Raw genomic sequence first — 18,475 nt, forward strand, 5'->3', positions numbered from 1 at the left:
CAGGTGCGCGATCGAATTTTCCGACTACCCCGATTGGCCGTAGCTTTCCCACGAGCTTCTGTGTGATAGTGCTTGAAAGCGCGCGGTTTCACGCACGAGAGATCGGGGATCTTGCAATGGGTGAGCAGTCGGGCATCTCACGCAGGTCGATGTTGCGTGGAGCGGCCATCGCGGGTGTCGGACTCGCGGCCACCACCGGTGGCGTGGCCGACGCGGACACCGCCGCCGCTCCCGCCGCGCGTGGCAAGTCGATGATCGGGGTCCCGTTCGAGGGGTTCGCCAACCCGCGGTTCGGAATCATCGGGCTGGGCAACCGCGGTGGCGGGATGCTGCCGCTGCTGCTGGCCGTACCCGGAGCGAAGGTGACCGCGCTCTGCGACATCCGGCCCGAGTTCGCCGCCGCCGCGGCCAAGGTGGTCACCGACGCGGGGCAGCCCGCTCCCGCCGTGTACACCGGCGGCGACGAGGACTTCCGCAACATGGTCGAACGCGACGACGTGGACTTCGTGTACGTCGCGACGCCGTGGGAGTGGCACACGCCGATGGCGCTCGCCGCCATGCGGGCCGGCAAGCACGTGGGCGTCGAGTGCCCCATCGGGCTGACGCTGAAGGACCTGTGGGATCTCGTCGACACGTCAGAGCGGACGCGACGGCACTGCGTCCAACTGGAGAACTGCTGCTACGGGCGGAACGAGCTGCGCGCGCTGCGCATGGCGCACGAAGGCCTCTTCGGCGAGCTGCTCCACGGCTCCGGCGCCTACCTGCACGACCTGCGCGAACTGCTGTTCTCGAAGACGTACTACGAGGACCAGTGGCGCAGGAAGTTCCACACCACGACCAACGGCGACCTGTACCCCACCCACGGCCTCGGCCCGGTCGCCGCGTACATGGACCTGAACCGCGGTGACCGGTTCGTGCGGATGACCTCCATGAGCACGCCTGCCCTGGGCCTGGCCGAGTACCGCGCCGCGCACATGCCGGCCGGTGACCCGACGTGGCAGGAGACCTACGTCAACGGCGACGTCACGATGAGCCTGATCCAGACCGCGCGCGGGCGCGTGATCCACATCGTGCACGGTGTGTCGAACCCGCACCCGTACTCGCGGCTCAACCACCTCGCCGGCACCAAGGGCGTGTTCGAGGACTACCCGCCGCGGATCTACCTCGAGCCCGCGCAGTCGAACGACCAGTGGGGTTCCTTCGACGAGTACGCCACCTACGACCACTGGCTGTGGACCGACGTCGGCCCCGGCCCCGGCGGGCACGGTGGCATGGACTACATCATGCTGTGGCGCCTCGTGCAGACGCTCCAGCTGGGACTGCCGCCGGACATCGACGTGTACGACTCCGCCGCGTGGAACGCGCCGTACCCGCTGTCGGTGCTGTCGGTGAAGGGCAAGGGCGCGTCCGTCGAGTTCCCCGACTTCACCCGCGGCCGCTGGCAGACCCCGCACCCGGGCACCGACTCGGAAAAGCCTGCCTAGGTTCGCTTGCGGGAGCGGAACGCCGCGACGTGCACGCGGTTCGCGCAGCGCGGTGAGCAGAACCGCTTGGCGCGGTTGGTCGACGTGTCGAGGTAGTAGTTGTCGCAGTCCGCGGCGGCGCAGTGGCCCCAGCGGTTGAGTCCATGGTGGACGATGCCGTGCGCGATGCCCCACGCCGCCGCGGCCGCCACCTCCGTCGCGGGCGACGCGTCCGGGTCGGCCATGTGGATGTGCCAGTTCGGCTCGGCCGAGTGGCCCGCCGACAGTCGTGGGCCCGGTGCGTGCGTGGCCAGTAGTGCGTTGACCTCCTTGAGCACGCCGTCGTTGTCGCCAGCGACGGCGTGTGCCAGCGTCCTGCGCAGGCCCTCGGCGACCGGACGCAGCGCGGCCAGGTCGGACTCGCCCGCGCGCGTGGACCACCACGGCTCCTCGTGCAGTGCCGCACGCAGGTCCGCCACGTCGTCGAGTGTGGCGTTCGTCAACCTCAGCGCCACATCCAGGTAATCGGCGTTGTCCATTCCTGGTCCTTACAGCTACCGTCAGGGGCGAAAGTGTGGTGCACACCTTACGGGAGTTTGTGGTGGTCGAGCGGGTGTCCCTGCGACAGGTGCTCGGCCTCGCCGTACCCGCGCTCGGGGTTCTCGCCGCCGAGCCGCTGTACCTGCTGGTCGACACCGCCGTCGTCGGTCATCTCGGCGCGGTGCCGCTGGGGGCGCTGTCCGTCGGCGCGATCGTGCTCGCGCAGGTCTCGACGCAGCTGACGTTCCTGTCCTACGGCACCACCGCCCGGACCGCACGACTGCACGGCGCGGGCCGTCGCTCGGAGGCGGTGGCCGAAGGCGTGCAGGCGACCTGGCTCGCGCTCGCCGTCGGGTTCGCGCTCATCGCGGTCGGCCAGCTGCTCGCGGCGCCGATCGCGAACCTCCTTGCCGGACAGGGGGACGTCGCCGACGCGGCGGTGAGCTGGCTGCGCATCGCGCTGTTCGGCACGCCGTTCATCCTCGTCACGATGGCGGGCAACGGGTGGATGCGCGGCGTGCAGGACGCGCGCAGGCCGCTGCGCTACGTGCTGGCCGGTAACGGGATCTCCGCCGTGTTGTGCCCGCTTCTGGTCTACGGGTTCGACTGGGGGCTCGAGGGTTCCGCCATCGCGAACGTCACCGCGCAGGTCATCAGTGCGACGTTCTTCCTGCGGGCACTGCGTGCGGAGCAGGTGCCGCTGCGGCCCGAACCGGCGAAGATGCGCGCGCAGCTCGCGCTCGGGCGGGACCTCGTGCTGCGCAGCCTCGCGTTCCAGGCGTGCTTCGTGTCCGCGACCACGGTCGCGGCGCACCACTCGACGGCAGCGGTCGGCGCGCACCAGATCGTGTTGCAGCTGTGGTCGTTCCTCGCGCTGGTGCTGGACTCGTTCGCGATCGCGGCGCAGTCGCTGGTCGGCGCGGCACTGGGGGCCGAGGACGATCGGCGCGCCAACGGGCTCGCCTGGCAGGTCACCGGGTACGGGCTCGTGTTCGGGTGCGTGCTCGGTGTGGTGTTCGCCGCGCTCGCCGGTGTGCTGCCGCACGCGTTCACCTCGGACGCGTCGGTGCTCGGCGAGATCCCGAACGCGTGGTGGTTCTTCGTCGCGCTGCAACCGGTCGCGGGAGTGGTGTTCGCCTTGGACGGTGTGCTGCTGGGCGCGGGCGACGCCGCGTTCCTCCGCACGGCGACGATCTTCGCCGCCATCACCGGGTTCCTGCCGTTCGTGTGGTTGTCGTTCGCGTTCGACTGGGGGCTCGCCGGGATCTGGACCGGGCTGACGTTGTTCATGGTGGTGCGCCTGGGCACGGTCGTCGGCCGCACCCGGTCGGGCCGGTGGGCCGTGCCGGGAGCGGTCCGCGTGTAAGCGTGTGGTGAAGCGCACGTTTAGCTTCGCTAACGATTTCGCGGTCTGTCGCGCTGTACTCGGTGGACAACCCCCGACGACCCTGCGAACGGAGAGTCTTGGCCCCGCAGCACTACCGACGGGCAATGATCATCTGGGTGACCGCGGTACTGGTCTACATGGCCGCGGTGTTCCACCGAACCTCGCTCGGGGTCGCGAGCCTGGAGGCGAGCCAGCGGTTCGGCCTCGGTCCGGCGGCGCTCGGCACGTTCACGGTGCTGCAGGTCGGTGTGTACGCGCTGATGCAGGTGCCGACCGGCATGCTGGTCGACCGCTACGGCCCGCGGCGCGTGCTCACGGTCGCCGCGGCACTGATGGGGCTGGGGCAGCTGCTGTTCGCGTTCGCCACCTCCTACCCGCTGGGCCTGCTCGCCCGCGCCGTGCTCGGTGTCGGCGACGCGATGACGTTCGTGAGCGTGCTGCGCCTGGTCGCCGCACACTTCCCCGTACGCAGGTACGCCGTGCTCGCCGCCTTCACCGCCGCGCTGGGTTCGCTGGGCAACCTCATCTCGACGATGCCGCTGACACTGCTGCTCACGAACGTCGGCTGGACGGCGACGTTCGCCGTCGCGGGCGCGGCGACCGCGCTGTACTCGGTCGTGCTGGTGCTGCGGGTGCGGGACAACCCCGTCGGTGCCGTGCCCGAGCCCGTCGACCGCACCGAGTCGCTGCGGACGGTGCTCACGCAGGTGAGCCACGCGTGGCGGACGCCGGGCACCCGGCTCGGGTTCTGGGTGCACTTCTCGACGATGTTCGCGCCGGCGATGCTCGGCCTGCTGTGGGGCTACCCGTACCTCGTGCAGGCGCAGGGCACGGGCACGGCGACCGCGGGCCTGCTGCTGTCGCTGCTGGTCGTCGGCGCGATCGTGGGTGGCCCCACGGTCGGCACCGTGATCAGCAGGCGCCCGGAGTGGCGCACCCCGATGGTGGTCGGCTACCTCGTCGTCGCGCTCGGCGTGTGGGCGGTGCTGCTGGGCTGGCCCGGCGGGCGGGTACCGCTGTGGCTGCTGGTGACCGGCTTCGCGTTCCTCTCCCTCGGCGGCCCGGCGTCGACGATCGGCTTCGCGCTGGCCCGCGACTACAACCCGCTGCGCCGCGTCGGCACCGCGACCGGCGTGGTCAACGTGGGCGGGTTCGTGGCCATCACCGTCTCGGCGCTGGCGGTGGGCGTGCTGCTGGACCTGGCCGAACCGCTGGCCACGGCGACCGCGTTCCGGATCGCGTTCCTGTCCGTGGTGGCGGTGCTGGCGCTGGGACTGTGGCGCACATCGGTCTGGTGGCGCCGCGCCCGCGCGGCGGTCTTCGACGCGGTGTCCCGCGGCGAGGAGGTCCCGGTGCAGATCCGCCGCCGCGCGTGGGACCTCGCCCCGGCCTAGAGCTGTGCCCGGTGGCAGGCGCGCACCGGCTCGCGTGGCGGGACCTGCGTGCCGGTAAGGGCCGTGGGCTGCTGCGTACGGGCTGTTCGGCGACGACAGCGCAACGGCGCCTGGCGGAGGATCGCGAGCCCGCGCCACTGCTTGAGCCGGTTGAACCTGCGCTCTGCGACGTTGCGGCCTTCGAAGACCCTCTAGCACCACGTTCCGAGGCTGACCGAGACTCGTCGTCCACGCGCACCACGAAGCGTCTACTGGTCAGACGGGATCGGTGAACGAGATCGGCTTGCCGGAGGCGTGGGCATATGCGATCTCCCTGCTCGATCTTGCGCAGGTGAAGGGCGTCCAGCGCGGTCTTCTGCTCGTTGGTGATCAACTCGTCTGCTTCGCCTGGCGCGACGGCGATGACACCTGCGCGTTGACGTCACAGACAGCTACACGAGTCAACAGGTTATGCAGCGAGGTGGACACCCGCCAGCTTCCTTTGGCGACACGGCCTATTCGCGGAGTCCAGGGGCGTCCCGGATTCGCGCGTAGACCAGCACGTCGGCGCGTCGTGAGCCGAACGCCAAGAAGCTGCGCAGCAGCCCCTCCTGCTGGAATCCGTTGGCGGCCAGCACCCGCTGCGAGGCCTCGTTGTCCGGTTCGACCCACGCCTCGATGCGGGCGAAGGTGCCCAGCCCCCACTCCGTCATGAGTCCGACGGCGCGGCGGGCGAGTCCGTGCCGCCGTGCCGAGGGCACGAGCCCGTAGCCGAGACCCGCCACTCCCGGTTGTGGACGGAGCTGGAGGATCACCAGGCCGCGCGCCTCACCGGTGCGGTGGTCCGCGATGGCCAGTGACACGCCCTGGCCGGAGACGAGGCGCCCGTGCTGACGGTGGATGAACGCGAGCCCCTCCGCGGGCGTGTACTGCCCGGGCACCGTGGTGGCCTCGACGATCCGCCGGTCCGTGGCCGCCTCTTCGACGCACGCCACGTCGTCCGGCGTCCACGGGCGCAGCCGGACGGTGCCGTCGGGGAGGTCGCCCGGACAGGCGAGGTCGGTTGTCATGGTTGCCAAGGAAACATTGCCGGGTGGGCGGTGATCGGCGGTCGCGGGCGTGTCAGGATAGTTGACCGTGCCACCCGCAGCCGCCAAACAACGTGTCGCTGTTCCGCCTGGGCTTGTCGTCGTCGACAAGCCGGACGGGATGACCTCCCATGACGTCGTCGCGAAGGTGCGGCGGATCATGGGCACGAGGAAGGTCGGTCACGCGGGCACCCTCGACCCGATGGCGACGGGCGTGCTCGTGCTCGGCATCGAGCGCGCCACGAAGCTGCTCGGGCACCTGGCACTGGACACCAAGGCCTACCTCGCGACCATCCGCCTCGGCTCCGCGACGACCACCGACGACGCGCAGGGCGAGACGCTGTCCACTTCGGACGCCTCCGGGGTGACCGACGACGCGGTGCGGGCGGGCATCGCGAAGCTCACCGGCCACATCCAGCAGGTGCCGAGCGCGGTCAGCGCCGTGAAGGTCGACGGCAAGCGCGCCTACGCCCGGGTGCGCGCGGGTGAGCGGGTGGAACTCCCCGCGCGCCCGGTCGAGGTGATGCGCTTCGACCTGCTGTCCACCCGCCGCGACGACGGTGGCCTGGAGTTGGACGTCATGGTCGAGTGCAGTTCCGGCACCTACGTCCGCGCCCTCGCCAGGGACCTGGGCGCGGACCTCGGTGTGGGCGGCCACCTGGCGGCGCTGCGCCGGACTCGCGTTGGCCCGTTCGACCTGCGCGTGGTGACCACCCTGGAAAAGCTCGCCGAGAACCCCGGACTGTCGATGCCGCTCGACGACGCGGTCGCCGCCGCGTTCCCGCGCCACGACGTGCCCTACCGGCAGGCGAAGTCCCTGCTGATGGGGCAGCGGCTGCCCGCGGCGGGCATCGACGGCACCTACGGCGTCTTCGACCCGGAGGGCCGCGCCATCGCGCTCGCCGTCGACGAGGGGCCGGCATCGCGCTCCGTCGTCGTCCTGATCACGGCCTGACAATGGCGCGTGCGCGGGCTTTCGGGTGTGTCTCTGTGTAGTTGTCAAGCTGCGACTGGAGCCGTGTCCAGGTGGTCGGGTCGTCGAGTCACGGGCTGCGCCGCGCCACGTCGTGATCAGCCGGTGTGGCACGGGCAGCCCGGCGATAAGGCCGCACCGGACGAGGCGGCTGCTGTCCGTTCGACGTCCGCGAGGACCTGCAGGCGGGCTGCCTCGTCGAGGTAGTGGCCGCGGACCACGACGCCGGACAGTTTCTGGGTGTTGCGGATGTCGACCAGCGGGTTGGCGTCGAGGATGGCCAGGTCGGCGGCGTGGTCCGGGGCGATGCGGCCCGTGCGGGTGCCCAGGAAGTCGGCCGGTTCCGCGGTGGCGGCGTACAGCGCGGCCATCGGTGGGATACCCGCCGACACGAACAGTTCCAGTTCGTCGTGGACGGAGAAGCCCGGCCACACCGCGACCGTGCCGGTGTCCGTGCCGGTCATGAGCGGGACGCCAGCCTCGTGCAGTCGGCGGACCGTGCGCAGGCGGTGGTCGAACATCGCCGCCCACTCCGCGTCCTCGGACGGGGCCCGGTCCTTCAGGTAGAACTCCCGCAGCGCGATCTCCTGACTCGCCAGCGACGACGCGGGCAGGTACTTGCTGCGCGGGTGGTTCGTGTCGAGCGTGCGGGCGAAGTCCAGGCCTCGGTGCATGGCGAGCGTCGGGACCTGGCGGACTCGCCTGCGGGCCAGCTTGGCGTGCAGGTGGCGGGCCTTCACCGGGCTGTAGGTGTGCGCGGCGGTCCATTCCAGCGGGTGCAGTGCCGCGAACCAGCCCGAGTAGTCGCCCCGCTCCAACCGGATCCGCTGGATCTCCCGGCGGATCCACGCCTCCTTCGTCGACGACTCGAACGGCGTCCAGAACATGTGCTCGATGCTTGCCTGGCCCAGGTCGGCCGCCTCCGCCAGCGGTACGACGTCGGGGCAGTGGCCTGCGAAGGGCACGCCGTGGCGCTGTGCCTCCGCCGCCAGCGCGCGGTAGGCGTCCCTGGGCACGCGGGAGTACACCTTGATGAAGTCGGCGCCGCGGGCGATCTCCTCGCGCACCGCCGCGCGGGCCGTCGCCGCGTCGCTCACCTGCACGACGTCGAGCCAGGCCGGATCCCAGATGGACGGAGCGCCGTCGATCAACCTGCTGCCGACGGTGTACCTCGGGCCGAGCAGTGTGCCCGCTTCGATGCGGTCCCGCCAGTCCCTGGCCAGCGGTGAGCCCGCCATCTCCCGGACGGTCGTCACGCCGTTCGCCACGTACAGGCCGTTGTCGATGCCCTCCGCCTGTGCGTGCGTGTGCATGTCGGCCAGTCCCGGGATGACGAACCGGCCCCGCAGGTCCACCCGCCTGGCGCCGTCCGGCCGGACGTGCCTGCCGACGTCGACGATCGTGTCGCCGCGGACCAGGACCGTCACGTCCGGCAGGACGCGACCCGACGCCGGGTCGATCACGGTCGCGTCGGTGAACGCGGTGCCGCCGCCGCGCGGTTCCGCGGTGGCGGCACCGCGGAACACGGCGCCCGTGAGGCCGGTGACCGCGCCGGCGACGATCATGGTGCGTCGGGTGAGGTTGCTCGTCATGGCCACGATGTTCCCGAGCCGGGGCGGGTGCGCGCACTGGGGAAAACCACACAGTTCAGCTGTGGATATCCATACCCTCGATCGGGGCGGTCGTGACTACGGAGAGTCCGCTTGGGTGAGTTGCCGGAGGTCGGCGCGAGCGACTGCGTAGGGTGGTGCCGTGCAACGCTGGCGTGGGCTGGAGGACCTACCGGGTGGCTGGGGGCGCTGCGTCGCCACCATCGGGACGTTCGACGGGGTGCATCTCGGTCATCAGGAACTCATCCGGCGTGCGGTGGCGCTCGCCGAGGAACGCGGGGTCAGGAGTGTGCTCGTCACCTTCGACCCGCACCCGTCCGAGGTGTTGCGGCCCGGGAGCCACCCGGCCCAGCTGACCACCCTCCGGCGCAAGGCCGAGCTGGTGGAGGAGCTGGGCGTCGACGTGTTCTGCGTGCTGCCGTTCACGCTGGACCTGTCGAAGGTGCCCGCCGACGAGTTCGTGCACGAGATCCTGGTGGAGAAGCTGCACGTCGCCGCGGTGGTCGTGGGGGAGAACTTCCGGTTCGGGCACAAGGCCACCGGCAAGGTCGAGACGCTGCACCACCTCGGGCAGCGGTTCGGCTTCTCCGTGGAGGGGGCCAAGCTCGTCACCGTCCCCAACCACGCGGCTGGCGAGGAGATCACATTCTCCTCGACCTACATCCGGGCCTGCATCAACGCCGGGGACGTGGCGGCCGCCGAGGCCGCGCTCGGCAGGCCGCACCGGCTCGAGGGCATCGTCGTGCGCGGCGACCGGCGTGGGCACGAACTGGGCTTCCCGACGGCGAACCTGTCGACCCCCAGGTACGCGGCCATCCCCGCCGACGGTGTGTACGCGGCTCGGTTCTCGCTGCTCAACGCGCCTGCCAGGGGACCGCTCGGTGCGGCGGTCAGCGTGGGTACCAACCCCACCTTCTCCGGCCGGGAACGGCGCGTCGAGGCGTTCGTCCTGGACGTCGACGAGGACTTCTACGGCCAGCGGGTCGCGATCGACTTCGTCGCGAAGCTGCGGGACATGGAGCGGTTCGAGAGCTCCGACGCGCTGGTCGAGGAAATGCACCGGGACGTGACGAGAACCCGCGATCTGCTCGCGTGACCCGTCGGCGATCCGTGCAGATGCGAACAGCTGTCCGGATTTGCCGCGCTGCGCGAACTTTGCCTGGCAAGATGCTCTGGGATCGGGATCGAACACAGTGCGTCAGGGTGAGCGGGACACGGGGAGTGCCAAAGTGGAGGACCACAAGATCGTCCAGCGCAATCTCGCGCTGCAGCGCGAGTGGTACGGGGAGCCGCTCGGCGACCGGGTCCGCCGTCTCGTCGTGGCGTTCGACATCTCGCAGGCGTTCCTGGCCGACGTGCTCGGCATCAGCGCGCCCATGTTGAGCCAGGTCATGAGCGGTCGCCGGGCCAAGATCGGCAACCCCGCGGTCCTCGCGCGGCTGATCATGCTCGAGCGCAAGATCCTCGTGCCGGACGTCGCCGCGGGCAAGAAGGAAGCCCTCATGCGGGCGCTCGAGGAGGTCCGCGCCTCCCGCCCGTCCGTGACCAGGGACAACCTGCCCGTGGACATCGGGCGCAACGACCGGGTGGCGGTGGCCGCGCTGCGCCGCGTCGCCGAGGCGAACGACCTGACGGCGGCGGCGAGCCTGCTCAACGGCAGGTTCCCCGAACTCGCCGACCTGCTGCGGAGGGCGGGACAGCCGCAGTAGACATGGCGCGGCTGTTCTCGGCGGTCGAACTGCCCGCCCCGGTCCGCGACGAGCTGGTGGACCGGCTCGCCGCCGTCCGCTCGGCCTCGCCGGACCTGCGCTGGATCCCACCCGAACAGTGGCACATCACGCTCGGCTTCTACGGCGACCGCGAGCACGCCGACCGGCGGAGTGCCTGGTTCCGCGAACGCGCCCGGTCGCTGCGACCGGCGCGGGTGCGCCTGCGGGCGGCGGGCCGGTTCCCGGGCGTCCTGTGGGTCGGCGTCAACGCGCTCGACGGCGACAACGCGGCGGCACTGCGCAGGCTCGCCGGCATCCTGGGTGACCAGAACCTCGACCAGCTCGCGTTCGTCCCGCACGTCACCGTCGCGCGGTGGCGGCGGGGGCGCGTGGGCAACGAGGTCGCGACGCGGGCCGCCGCCGCGCTGGACGGGTATCGTGGTCAGTGGTGGCTGACCAGCGAGGTGGTGCTGTTCCGGAGTGACCCCACCCCCGACGGGCCGGTGTACACGGCCCTGGACCGGGTGGCGCTGACGGGTGCGCCCGGTCAGCAGCGTTGACCGACCACCTGATAACCTCGCCCTTTGGGTCCGGCTGCGGTCCGTGGTGGCTGGTACCCAAGTCCCGTTCACCGGGGCACCCCCTGAACACGGCACATCTCAACACCGAGGAGAACCACGCGTGGCGCTGTCCACCGAGCAGAAGAAGACCATCCTGGCCGAGTACGGCGTCCACGAGAAGGACACCGGCTCGCCGGAGGCCCAGGTCGCGATGCTGACCAAGCGCATCAGCGACCTGACCGAGCACCTCAAGGTGCACAAGCACGACCACCACTCTCGTCGTGGCCTGCTGCTGCTGGTCGGCCGTCGCCGCCGGCTGCTCAACTACCTGACGAAGGTGGACATCGAACGCTACCGGTCGCTGATCCAGCGACTCGGCCTGCGCCGATAGGACCCGAGGGGGAGTGGTCGCCGGACCGCTCCCCCCGCGTCTATTCGGACACCCAGACAACAAAGAGGGCGGACGCTCGCCACGTGCGGGGACCAGATAGCCGGTCCTCGGTAGTGGTTCCCGGGTGACACGAACCCCGGGGGCTTCGATCGAAGACCGGCCTCGTTCGGATTGCGATTCCGTGCCCTGTTGCCCCGTATGGGGTGTGCGCGCGCCCGTGAACAACGAGGAGTCAACTACATGACCGACTTCAGCCAAGCTGGAGTGCACGAAACGACAGCCGTGATCGACAACGGCGGCTTCGGCAAGCGGAGCATCCGCTTCGAGACCGGCCGGTTCGCCCGGCAGGCCGCCGGCAGCGTCGTGGCCTACCTCGACGAGGAGACCATGCTGCTGTCCGCCACCACGGCGTCCAAGCAGCCCAAGGAGCACTTCGACTTCTTCCCGCTGACCGTGGACGTCGAGGAGCGCATGTACGCCGCGGGCCGCATCCCCGGCTCGTTCTTCCGCCGCGAAGGCCGTCCGTCGACCGACGCGATCCTGACCTGCCGCCTGATCGACCGGCCGCTGCGCCCGTCGTTCGTGGACGGTCTGCGCAACGAGGTCCAGGTCGTCATCACGGTCCAGTCGCTCAACCCGCAGGACCTGTACGACGTGGTGGCGATCAACGCCGCGTCCGCGTCCACGCAGCTCGCCGGCCTGCCGTTCTCCGGCCCGGTCGGTGGCGTCCGGGTGGCGCTGATCGGTGAGCAGTGGGTCGCGTTCCCGACCCACGAGCAGCTCGAGAAGGCCGCGTTCGACATGGTCGTCGCGGGCCGCGTGGTCGAGTCCGGCGACGTCGCGATCATGATGGTCGAGGCCGAGGCGACCGAGAACGTGCTCGACCTGATCGCCGAGGGCCAGAAGGCGCCGACCGAGGAGGTCGTCGCGTCCGGTCTGGAGGCCGCGAAGCCGTTCATCAAGGTGCTGTGCGAGGCGCAGGCGCGCCTGGCGGAGGTCGCCGCGAAGGAGACCGCCGACTACCCGACCTACCCCGCCTACCAGCCGGACGCCCTGGAGGCCGTCACGGCCGCCGTGTCCGACGAGCTGGCCCAGGCGCTGACCATCGCGGGCAAGCAGGAGCGCGAGTCGAAGATCGACGAGCTCAAGGCCGCCACCCTGGAGAAGGTGGGCGCGACCGAGGGCGGCGCGTTCGAGGGCCGCGAGAAGGAGGTCGGCGCCGCGTTCCGCGCGCTGAACAAGAAGCTGGTCCGCCAGCGCATCCTCCGCGACAAGGTCCGCATCGACGGCCGTGGCATCACCGACATCCGGCAGCTGTCCGCCGAGGTCGCCCTGATCCCGAGGGCGCACGGCTCGGCGCTGTTCGAGCGCGGCGAGACCCAGATCCTGGGTGTCACCACGCTGAACATGCTGCGCATGGAGCAGCAGATCGACTCGCTGTCGCCGGAGACGCACAAGCGCTACCTGCACCACTACAACTTCCCGCCGTTCTCCACCGGTGAGACCGGCCGTGTCGGCTCGCCGAAGCGGCGCGAGATCGGCCACGGCGCGCTCGCCGAGCGGGCCCTGGTGCCGGTGCTGCCGAAGCGCGACGAGTTCCCGTACGCGATCCGCCAGGTCTCCGAGGCGCTGGGCTCCAACGGCTCGACCTCGATGGGCTCGGTCTGCGCGTCCACGATGTCGCTGCTCAACGCCGGTGTGCCGCTGAAGGCACCGGTGTCCGGCATCGCCATGGGCCTGGTGTCCGACGAGGTCGACGGCGAGACCCGCTACGTCGCGCTGACCGACATCCTCGGCGCCGAGGACGCGTTCGGCGACATGGACTTCAAGGTCGCGGGCACCAAGGAGTTCGTGACCGCGCTGCAGCTGGACACGAAGCTCGACGGCATCCCGTCCGACGTGCTCGCCGGTGCGCTGTCGCAGGCCCGCGACGCGCGCTACACGATCCTCGAGGTCATGGCCGAGGCCATCGACCGCCCGGACGAGATGAGCCCGTACGCGCCGCGCGTCACCAGCGTGAAGATCCCGGTCGACAAGATCGGCGAGGTCATCGGCCCGAAGGGCAAGATGATCAACTCGATCACCGAGGAGACCGGCGCCGACATCTCCATCGAGGACGACGGCACGATCTACGTCGGTGCGGCGGACGGCCCGTCCGCGGAGGCCGCGATCTCCAAGATCAACGCCATCGCCAACCCGCAGCTGCCGAAGGTCGGCGAGCGCTTCCTCGGCACCGTGGTGAAGACGGCCGCGTTCGGCGCGTTCGTCTCGCTGCTGCCGGGCAAGGACGGCCTCGTCCACATCTCGAAGCTGGGCAACGGCAAGCGCATCGGCAAGGTCGAGGACGTCGTCAAGGTCGGTGACAAGCTCCGCGTGGAGATCGCCGACATCGACCAGCGCGGCAAGATCAGCCTGGTGCCGGTCAAGGAGGACGCGCCGGAGAAGCCGGCCGACGCGCCCGCGGCCGACGCGCCCGCCGAGGCGTAAGCACGTTGGCACGTAGCGGCAACGGCACCCGGGTTCTCGAGCGGACCGACAGCGGGTGCGAGGTCAAGCGCACCGTGCTGCCGGGTGGCCTCCGGGTGATCACCGAGCACGTGCCGGGTGTGCGGTCGGCCTCGGTCGGCATCTGGGTGGGCGTGGGTTCCCGCGACGAACAGCAGTCCGTCGCGGGGGCCGCCCACTACCTCGAACACCTGCTGTTCAAGGGCACCGCGAAGCGTTCCGCGGTGACGATCGCCGAGGAGATCGACGCGGTCGGCGGTGAGCTCAACGCGTTCACCGCCAAGGAGCACACCTGCTACTACGCGCACGTCCTGGACAGCGACCTGCCGCTGGCCATGGACCTGGTGTGCGACGTGGTCTTCGACGCCCTGCTCGCCGAGCGGGACATGGAGATCGAGCGCAGTGTGGTCCTCGAGGAGATCGCCATGCGCGACGACGACCCCGAGGACCTGCTGCACGACAACTTCTGCTCGGCGCTGCTGACCGGCCACCCGCTCGGACGGCCGGTCCTCGGCACCGAGGAGTCGATCACCGGCATGAGCCGCACGGCGCTGAACGGGTTCTACAAGCGCCGGTACGCGATGCCGAAGATGGTGCTGGCCGCGGCGGGCAACATCGACCACGCGACCGTGCTGCGGCACGCGCGCAGGCTGCTGAAGGACCGGCTGACCGGTGACCGCCCGCCGGTGCCGCCCCGTTCCGGGCGTGCGCGGGTGGCGGCGCCGCAGAAGCTGGCGCTGCACACGGACGACACCGAGCAGGCGCACCTGATGCTCGGCGTCCGTGCGCTGGACCGGCACGACCCCCGCCGGTGGACGCTGGGTGTGCTGAACACCGCGCTGGGCGGCGGGATGAGCTCGCGGCTGTTCCAGGAGGTGCGGGAGCGGCGCGGCCTGGCCTACCAGGTGTACTCGTCGGTCGCGTCCTACGCGGACACCGGGCACCTGTCGATCTACGCGGGCTGCCAGCCGGACCGGCTGGGTTCGGTAGCCGGCGTCGTGCACTCGGTGGTGTCCGACGTGGTCCGCGACGGGTTCTCCGACGGCGAGGTGGCGCGGGCCAAGGGCCAGCTGCGGGGGAGTCTCGTGCTGGGCCTGGAGGACACCAGTTCGCGCATGTCGCGGATCGGCAAGGGCGAGTTGAGCTACGGCGAGTACCTGACCGTCGAGCAGACGCTGGAGAAGATCGACTCGGTGACCGCCGAGGACGTCGCTTCGCTCGCGGCCGTGCTGCTGGACCGGCCCACCGCGACCGCGTTGGTCGGGCCCTACGCGCACGTCGACGACGTGCCCGCGGAAGTGTTGGGGTGATCTTGTGACGATCCGGGTCGGGGTGCTGGGTGCGCACGGGCGCATGGGCGCCGAGGTGTGCCGTGCCGTCGAGGCGGCGCCGGACATGGAGGTCGTCGCGCGGATCGACGCCGACGACTCGATGCGCGACCTGGCGGACGTCGGCGCCGAGGTGGTCGTGGACTTCACCCACCCCGACGTGGTGATGGACAACCTGCGGTTCTGTGTCGACCACGACATCCGTGTCGTGGTCGGCACGTCCGGCTTCACGCCGGAGCGGCAGGAGACGGTGCGCGGGTGGCTCTCGGACAAGCCGTCGCTCGGCGTGCTGATCGCGCCGAACTTCGCGCTCGGGGCGGTGCTGTCGATGAAGTTCGCGCAGCTCGCGGCGCGGTACTACCCGTCGGCGGAGATCATCGAGCTGCACCACGCGGGCAAGGCGGACGCCCCGTCGGGGACCGCGGCGCACACGGCGTCGCTGATCGCCGAGGCACGCGCGTCGGCGGGGCTCGGCACGGCGCCGGACGCGACCACGTCGGCGCTGGAGGGCGCGCGTGGAGCGCTGGTCGACGACGTGCCGGTGCACTCGGTGCGGCTGGTGGGCCTGGTGGCGCACCAGGAGGTGCTGTTCGGCGGCGACGGCGAGACGCTGACGATCCGGCACGACTCGCTGGACCGGAAGTCGTTCATGCCCGGGGTGCTGCTCGGGGTGCGGGAGATCGTCGGCCGGACGGGACTCACCGTCGGCCTGGAGAACGTGCTGTCGCTGTAGTGGCTCGAAAGCCGGCCGACCTCGCCAAGATCAATACCAATCTCGCCGGAAGCGGTTCCACGCCCGGATATAAGCGCTGATAACAGGCTTGTACACGTCAACTGTGACGGAATTGGTCCACTTGCCCCGCCCGGCTACTCCGGTTGGTGGGCGCACGATCAAGGAACCACGCAGTAGCGTCGGGGACTGTCAGTAGCTAACCAACTCTTGTCTGTTCGTGCGAAAGTCCCACCCTGCAATCCCTGCCGGGACGTCGTGCGATGAGGGCCAGACGAGAGGACATGGGTGAGCTCGCGTCCCCGCGCGGGCTCACCCCTGCTCGTCATTGGTCCGACCCCGCACGCGGATCGCTGGGGAAGCCAGGGCACCCCCGAAGGGAATGACCCATGGCACAACCAGATCTGAGGGCGCCCACGACCGCCGAAGCGTCGTGGTTCTGCTGCGGCGCTGCCTGGGGCCCCTGCGGCTCCGCCGGTGGCGGCGCCTGCGGGAACTGCCAGTCCGGTAGCCGCCACTGCGCGTGGCCGAACACGTCCGACAACTGCTTCGCCATCACCCGGCCCGACAAGTGCGGCGACACACTCCTCCGTAGAACGTGCGGGCACACGTTCTACGTCAAGAACCTGTGTCGCACGACGGAGATCGCGGTGCGGATCGCCGACTGCGGTCCGCAGACCGACCTGTGGTGCGGCGAACGCTCGTGCTGCAACGGCAACTGCGCGACCAACCGCCTCATCGACCTGACGCCGTCGGCCTACAGCGCGATCGGCAACCTGTCCAGCGGCATCATGCCCGTGAACATCCGGAGCTGACAGTGACCGACATCCTGGGACGTAGGCGTTTCCTGTCCAGCGCCGTGCTCGGCACCACCGCGACGGTGATCACCGCGACGACGATCGGCTCGGTCGCCCCCGAGGCCGTCGCCGATCCCACGCTGGACGTCGAGGCCGGTGCCCCCGACCCGAACTTCGTCGAGGGCCGCATCACCGGCATCGCGGGTGGCCTGCTGATCGTGACGGGCTCCGACCGCACGATCAACCAGATCCACCTGACCAAGGCCACCAGCGTGTGGAAGTTACGCCCGACCACGGCCGACGCGGCCAAGGTCGGCGACGGCCTCTACGCACGCGGCGTGCGGATGCCCGACGGCACCCTCGCGGCGGACGCGCTCTGGCTGAACATCGTGAACCTGCAGGTCCACATCACCTCCATCGGCCGGAAGATGATGCACATGGACCACCGCGGCGACCGGATCGTCGGGCACGTCGTGCCCGGCACCACCGCCGCGGTCTACAACAACACGCCCGCGGTCAGCGACCTCTCGATGCTGCAGGTGGGCAGGCACGCGCAGGTGATCGGCGCTTGGCGACCCGACACGAACGAGGTCGACCTGGCCACGGTCTACGCGGCCGCCTAGGGAGGACCGTCATCGTGATCGAGTGGTTGGCGAGCTCACAGCAGGCCGTCGTCGGCGGTGTGCTGTTGTGGGCGAGCGCGTTCAAACTGGTGCACCGCAACGCATCCGTCGCCGCGCGGCGGTCGGTGCTGGCGCGGATCACCGGCAAGGAACGGGCGGTCGGCGCGTACCGCGCGGTCGGCGTGGTGGAGGCCGTCGTCGGCCTGCTCCTGCTCACTCCGCCCGTGCTGGTCGTCGAGGCGTACGCGGCGGCGGCGCTTTCGGTTGCCATGGTTGGGTATCTGGCCTACGGCAAGCTGAAGGCACCCGACGCGTCGTGCGGTTGCCTCGGGGAGAAGGAGGCGCCGATCCAGGCCCGCGGCTTCGTCCGCGCGGGACTGCTGGCGGCGCTTTCCCTGCTGGCGGTGGCGGGTTCGGCGTGGTGGCCGACGGAACGTCCCTTCGCGACGGTCGGGTTGGTCGTCGTCGAACTGGCCGTCTTCGCCGTGCTGTCACCGGAACTGGACCACCGGTGGCTGCTCCCGTTGCGGCGCTGGCGGGTGCGGATGAGTCACCCGCTGGCGGGCACCGAGGTCGTGGTGCCGCTGGAGTCGACCGTGCAGCAGCTGTGGAAGAGCACCGTCTACCAGTCGGTGGTCACGCAGCTCACCTCGGACCTGCTCGACCACTGGGACGAGGGTGAGTGGCGGCTCCTCGCGTACGCCGCACGGACCCCGTCCGGCCCGGCGACCGCGGTGTTCGCGGTGCCACGCCTCGCCTACCGGCCCGACGACGTGCGGGTGGCGATGGTGCCCGAGGAGCAGGACGCGCTGGTGTGACCGGTGGGGCGGCGGGGACAACCTCGTCGCCCCACCCCCATCGCTAGAGGATCCAGTTCGCGAACACGGCCGGTGACGCCGCGACGACGCTGAACCGGATGAACCGGCCGATCAGGCCCGCGCCGAGGAACGCGGACAGGCTCATCCGCACCATCCCCGCCAGCACCGAGGTCGCCATGAACGGCGGCAGGCCCACCACGGAACTGAGCCCGTAGGTGCCGACCATCCACTTCGGGTGCCGGTGGCACTTCTCCCGCAGGAACTCGACCCACATGCGGATCCGCTTCGTGCGCCGCCGCCACGCGGCTCCGCGCGGGGTCTCGACCTTCTCCTTGCGGTGCATGAACGCGGGCAGCCGCAGCGAGCCCTTGGCCGCGTAGTAGTACAGCAACTTGCCCGCCACCTGGCCGACCGCGACGGTCGCGCCGAGGCACAGCCACGGGATGTGCGGCTGCTGGAGAGCGAGCCCGACCAGGAAGATCTCGATGCTGATGAGCGGTATGAGCGCAGACCCGAAGGCGACACCGAGCGCCAGTCCGAGCCACGCGATCACCAGCAAACCTCCAGCCGTGGGTCGGGA

At 70.4% G+C, this 18,475-nt stretch carries 18 protein-coding genes; 14 read left to right on the forward strand and 4 right to left on the reverse strand.

Translation table 11 applies throughout. From position 1 onward, the window contains the following. Positions 1–116: 116 nt before the first annotated feature. Positions 117–1,484: a Gfo/Idh/MocA family protein gene (locus tag ACIBVP_RS23305; RefSeq protein ID WP_396108353.1), complete on the forward strand. Its 1,368-nt coding sequence runs from the start codon at positions 117–119 to the stop codon at positions 1,482–1,484. Here the strand turns inward: ACIBVP_RS23305 and ACIBVP_RS23310 are convergent. Further along, on the reverse strand, positions 1,481–2,002 hold the full coding sequence (locus ACIBVP_RS23310; protein ID WP_396108354.1) for a CGNR zinc finger domain-containing protein: 522 nt from the start codon (positions 2,000–2,002) through the stop codon (positions 1,481–1,483). The genes ACIBVP_RS23305 and ACIBVP_RS23310 overlap by 4 nt on opposite strands. Before the next feature lie 59 nt (positions 2,003–2,061). On the opposite strand from ACIBVP_RS23310, the gene ACIBVP_RS23315 reads away from it, so the two are divergent. Together ACIBVP_RS23315 and ACIBVP_RS23320 are read left to right on the forward strand one after the other, a co-directional pair. Continuing rightward, positions 2,062–3,369: an MATE family efflux transporter gene (locus ACIBVP_RS23315; RefSeq protein WP_396108581.1), complete on the forward strand. Its 1,308-nt coding sequence runs from the start codon at positions 2,062–2,064 to the stop codon at positions 3,367–3,369. 125 nt (positions 3,370–3,494) lie between these two features. After that, positions 3,495–4,784 carry a nitrate/nitrite transporter gene (locus tag ACIBVP_RS23320; protein ID WP_396108355.1) on the forward strand — a complete coding sequence of 430 codons (1,290 nt, stop codon included), beginning with the start codon at positions 3,495–3,497 and terminating at the stop codon, positions 4,782–4,784. A 494-nt stretch (positions 4,785–5,278) separates the two neighbouring features. Here ACIBVP_RS23320 and ACIBVP_RS23325 read toward each other — a convergent pair whose 3' ends face one another. Then, the gene (locus ACIBVP_RS23325) at positions 5,279–5,833 is read right to left on the reverse strand and encodes a GNAT family N-acetyltransferase (protein ID WP_396108356.1); all 555 of its coding nucleotides are present in this window, start codon (positions 5,831–5,833) and stop codon (positions 5,279–5,281) included. 67 nt (positions 5,834–5,900) lie between these two features. Here ACIBVP_RS23325 and truB point away from each other — a divergent pair, with 67 nt between their 5' ends. Beyond that, positions 5,901–6,806 carry a tRNA pseudouridine(55) synthase TruB gene (gene truB, locus ACIBVP_RS23330; RefSeq protein ID WP_396108357.1) on the forward strand — a complete coding sequence of 302 codons (906 nt, stop codon included), beginning with the start codon at positions 5,901–5,903 and terminating at the stop codon, positions 6,804–6,806. 116 nt (positions 6,807–6,922) lie between these two features. Here truB and ACIBVP_RS23335 read toward each other — a convergent pair whose 3' ends face one another. Then, on the reverse strand, positions 6,923–8,416 hold the full coding sequence (locus ACIBVP_RS23335) for an amidohydrolase family protein (RefSeq protein ID WP_396108358.1): 1,494 nt from the start codon (positions 8,414–8,416) through the stop codon (positions 6,923–6,925). 160 nt (positions 8,417–8,576) lie between these two features. On the opposite strand from ACIBVP_RS23335, the gene ACIBVP_RS23340 reads away from it, so the two are divergent. From ACIBVP_RS23340 to ACIBVP_RS23385, 10 genes are all read left to right on the forward strand, one after another. Further along, on the forward strand, positions 8,577–9,530 hold the full coding sequence (locus ACIBVP_RS23340) for a bifunctional riboflavin kinase/FAD synthetase (protein WP_396108359.1): 954 nt from the start codon (positions 8,577–8,579) through the stop codon (positions 9,528–9,530). A gap of 133 nt (positions 9,531–9,663) precedes the next feature. Further along, on the forward strand, positions 9,664–10,143 hold the full coding sequence (locus ACIBVP_RS23345; protein WP_396108360.1) for an XRE family transcriptional regulator: 480 nt from the start codon (positions 9,664–9,666) through the stop codon (positions 10,141–10,143). Positions 10,144–10,145: 2 nt separating this feature from the next. Further along, the gene (gene thpR / locus ACIBVP_RS23350) at positions 10,146–10,703 is read left to right on the forward strand and encodes an RNA 2',3'-cyclic phosphodiesterase (RefSeq protein ID WP_396108361.1); all 558 of its coding nucleotides are present in this window, start codon (positions 10,146–10,148) and stop codon (positions 10,701–10,703) included. 121 nt (positions 10,704–10,824) lie between these two features. Next, the gene (gene rpsO / locus ACIBVP_RS23355) at positions 10,825–11,094 is read left to right on the forward strand and encodes a 30S ribosomal protein S15 (RefSeq protein ID WP_396108362.1); all 270 of its coding nucleotides are present in this window, start codon (positions 10,825–10,827) and stop codon (positions 11,092–11,094) included. Between the two features lie 240 nt (positions 11,095–11,334). After that, entirely contained in the window at positions 11,335–13,581 is a 2,247-nt protein-coding gene (locus ACIBVP_RS23360) for a polyribonucleotide nucleotidyltransferase (protein ID WP_396108364.1), read from the forward strand. A gap of 5 nt (positions 13,582–13,586) precedes the next feature. After that, positions 13,587–14,909: a M16 family metallopeptidase gene (locus tag ACIBVP_RS23365; RefSeq protein ID WP_396108366.1), complete on the forward strand. Its 1,323-nt coding sequence runs from the start codon at positions 13,587–13,589 to the stop codon at positions 14,907–14,909. Between the two features lie 4 nt (positions 14,910–14,913). After that, positions 14,914–15,660, forward strand: a complete 747-nt coding sequence (dapB, locus tag ACIBVP_RS23370) for a 4-hydroxy-tetrahydrodipicolinate reductase (protein WP_396108367.1) — start codon at positions 14,914–14,916, stop codon at positions 15,658–15,660. Between the two features lie 386 nt (positions 15,661–16,046). Further along, positions 16,047–16,472, forward strand: a complete 426-nt coding sequence (locus ACIBVP_RS23375) for an RlpA-like double-psi beta-barrel domain-containing protein (protein WP_396108369.1) — start codon at positions 16,047–16,049, stop codon at positions 16,470–16,472. Between the two features lie 2 nt (positions 16,473–16,474). Further along, positions 16,475–17,077: a cell wall protein gene (locus ACIBVP_RS23380; RefSeq protein ID WP_396108371.1), complete on the forward strand. Its 603-nt coding sequence runs from the start codon at positions 16,475–16,477 to the stop codon at positions 17,075–17,077. A gap of 14 nt (positions 17,078–17,091) precedes the next feature. Continuing rightward, positions 17,092–17,895 (forward strand): MauE/DoxX family redox-associated membrane protein, encoded by an 804-nt coding sequence (locus tag ACIBVP_RS23385; RefSeq protein WP_396108372.1) that lies wholly within the window; start codon positions 17,092–17,094, stop codon positions 17,893–17,895. A gap of 43 nt (positions 17,896–17,938) precedes the next feature. Here ACIBVP_RS23385 and ACIBVP_RS23390 read toward each other — a convergent pair whose 3' ends face one another. Next, on the reverse strand, positions 17,939–18,448 hold the full coding sequence (locus ACIBVP_RS23390; RefSeq protein ID WP_396108373.1) for a hypothetical protein: 510 nt from the start codon (positions 18,446–18,448) through the stop codon (positions 17,939–17,941). Between the last annotated feature and the right edge of the window lie 27 nt (positions 18,449–18,475).

Origin of the sequence: Actinophytocola sp. NPDC049390 (assembly GCF_044466355.1) — a bacterium.
In the GTDB taxonomy this organism is placed as follows: domain Bacteria; phylum Actinomycetota; class Actinomycetes; order Mycobacteriales; family Pseudonocardiaceae; genus Actinophytocola.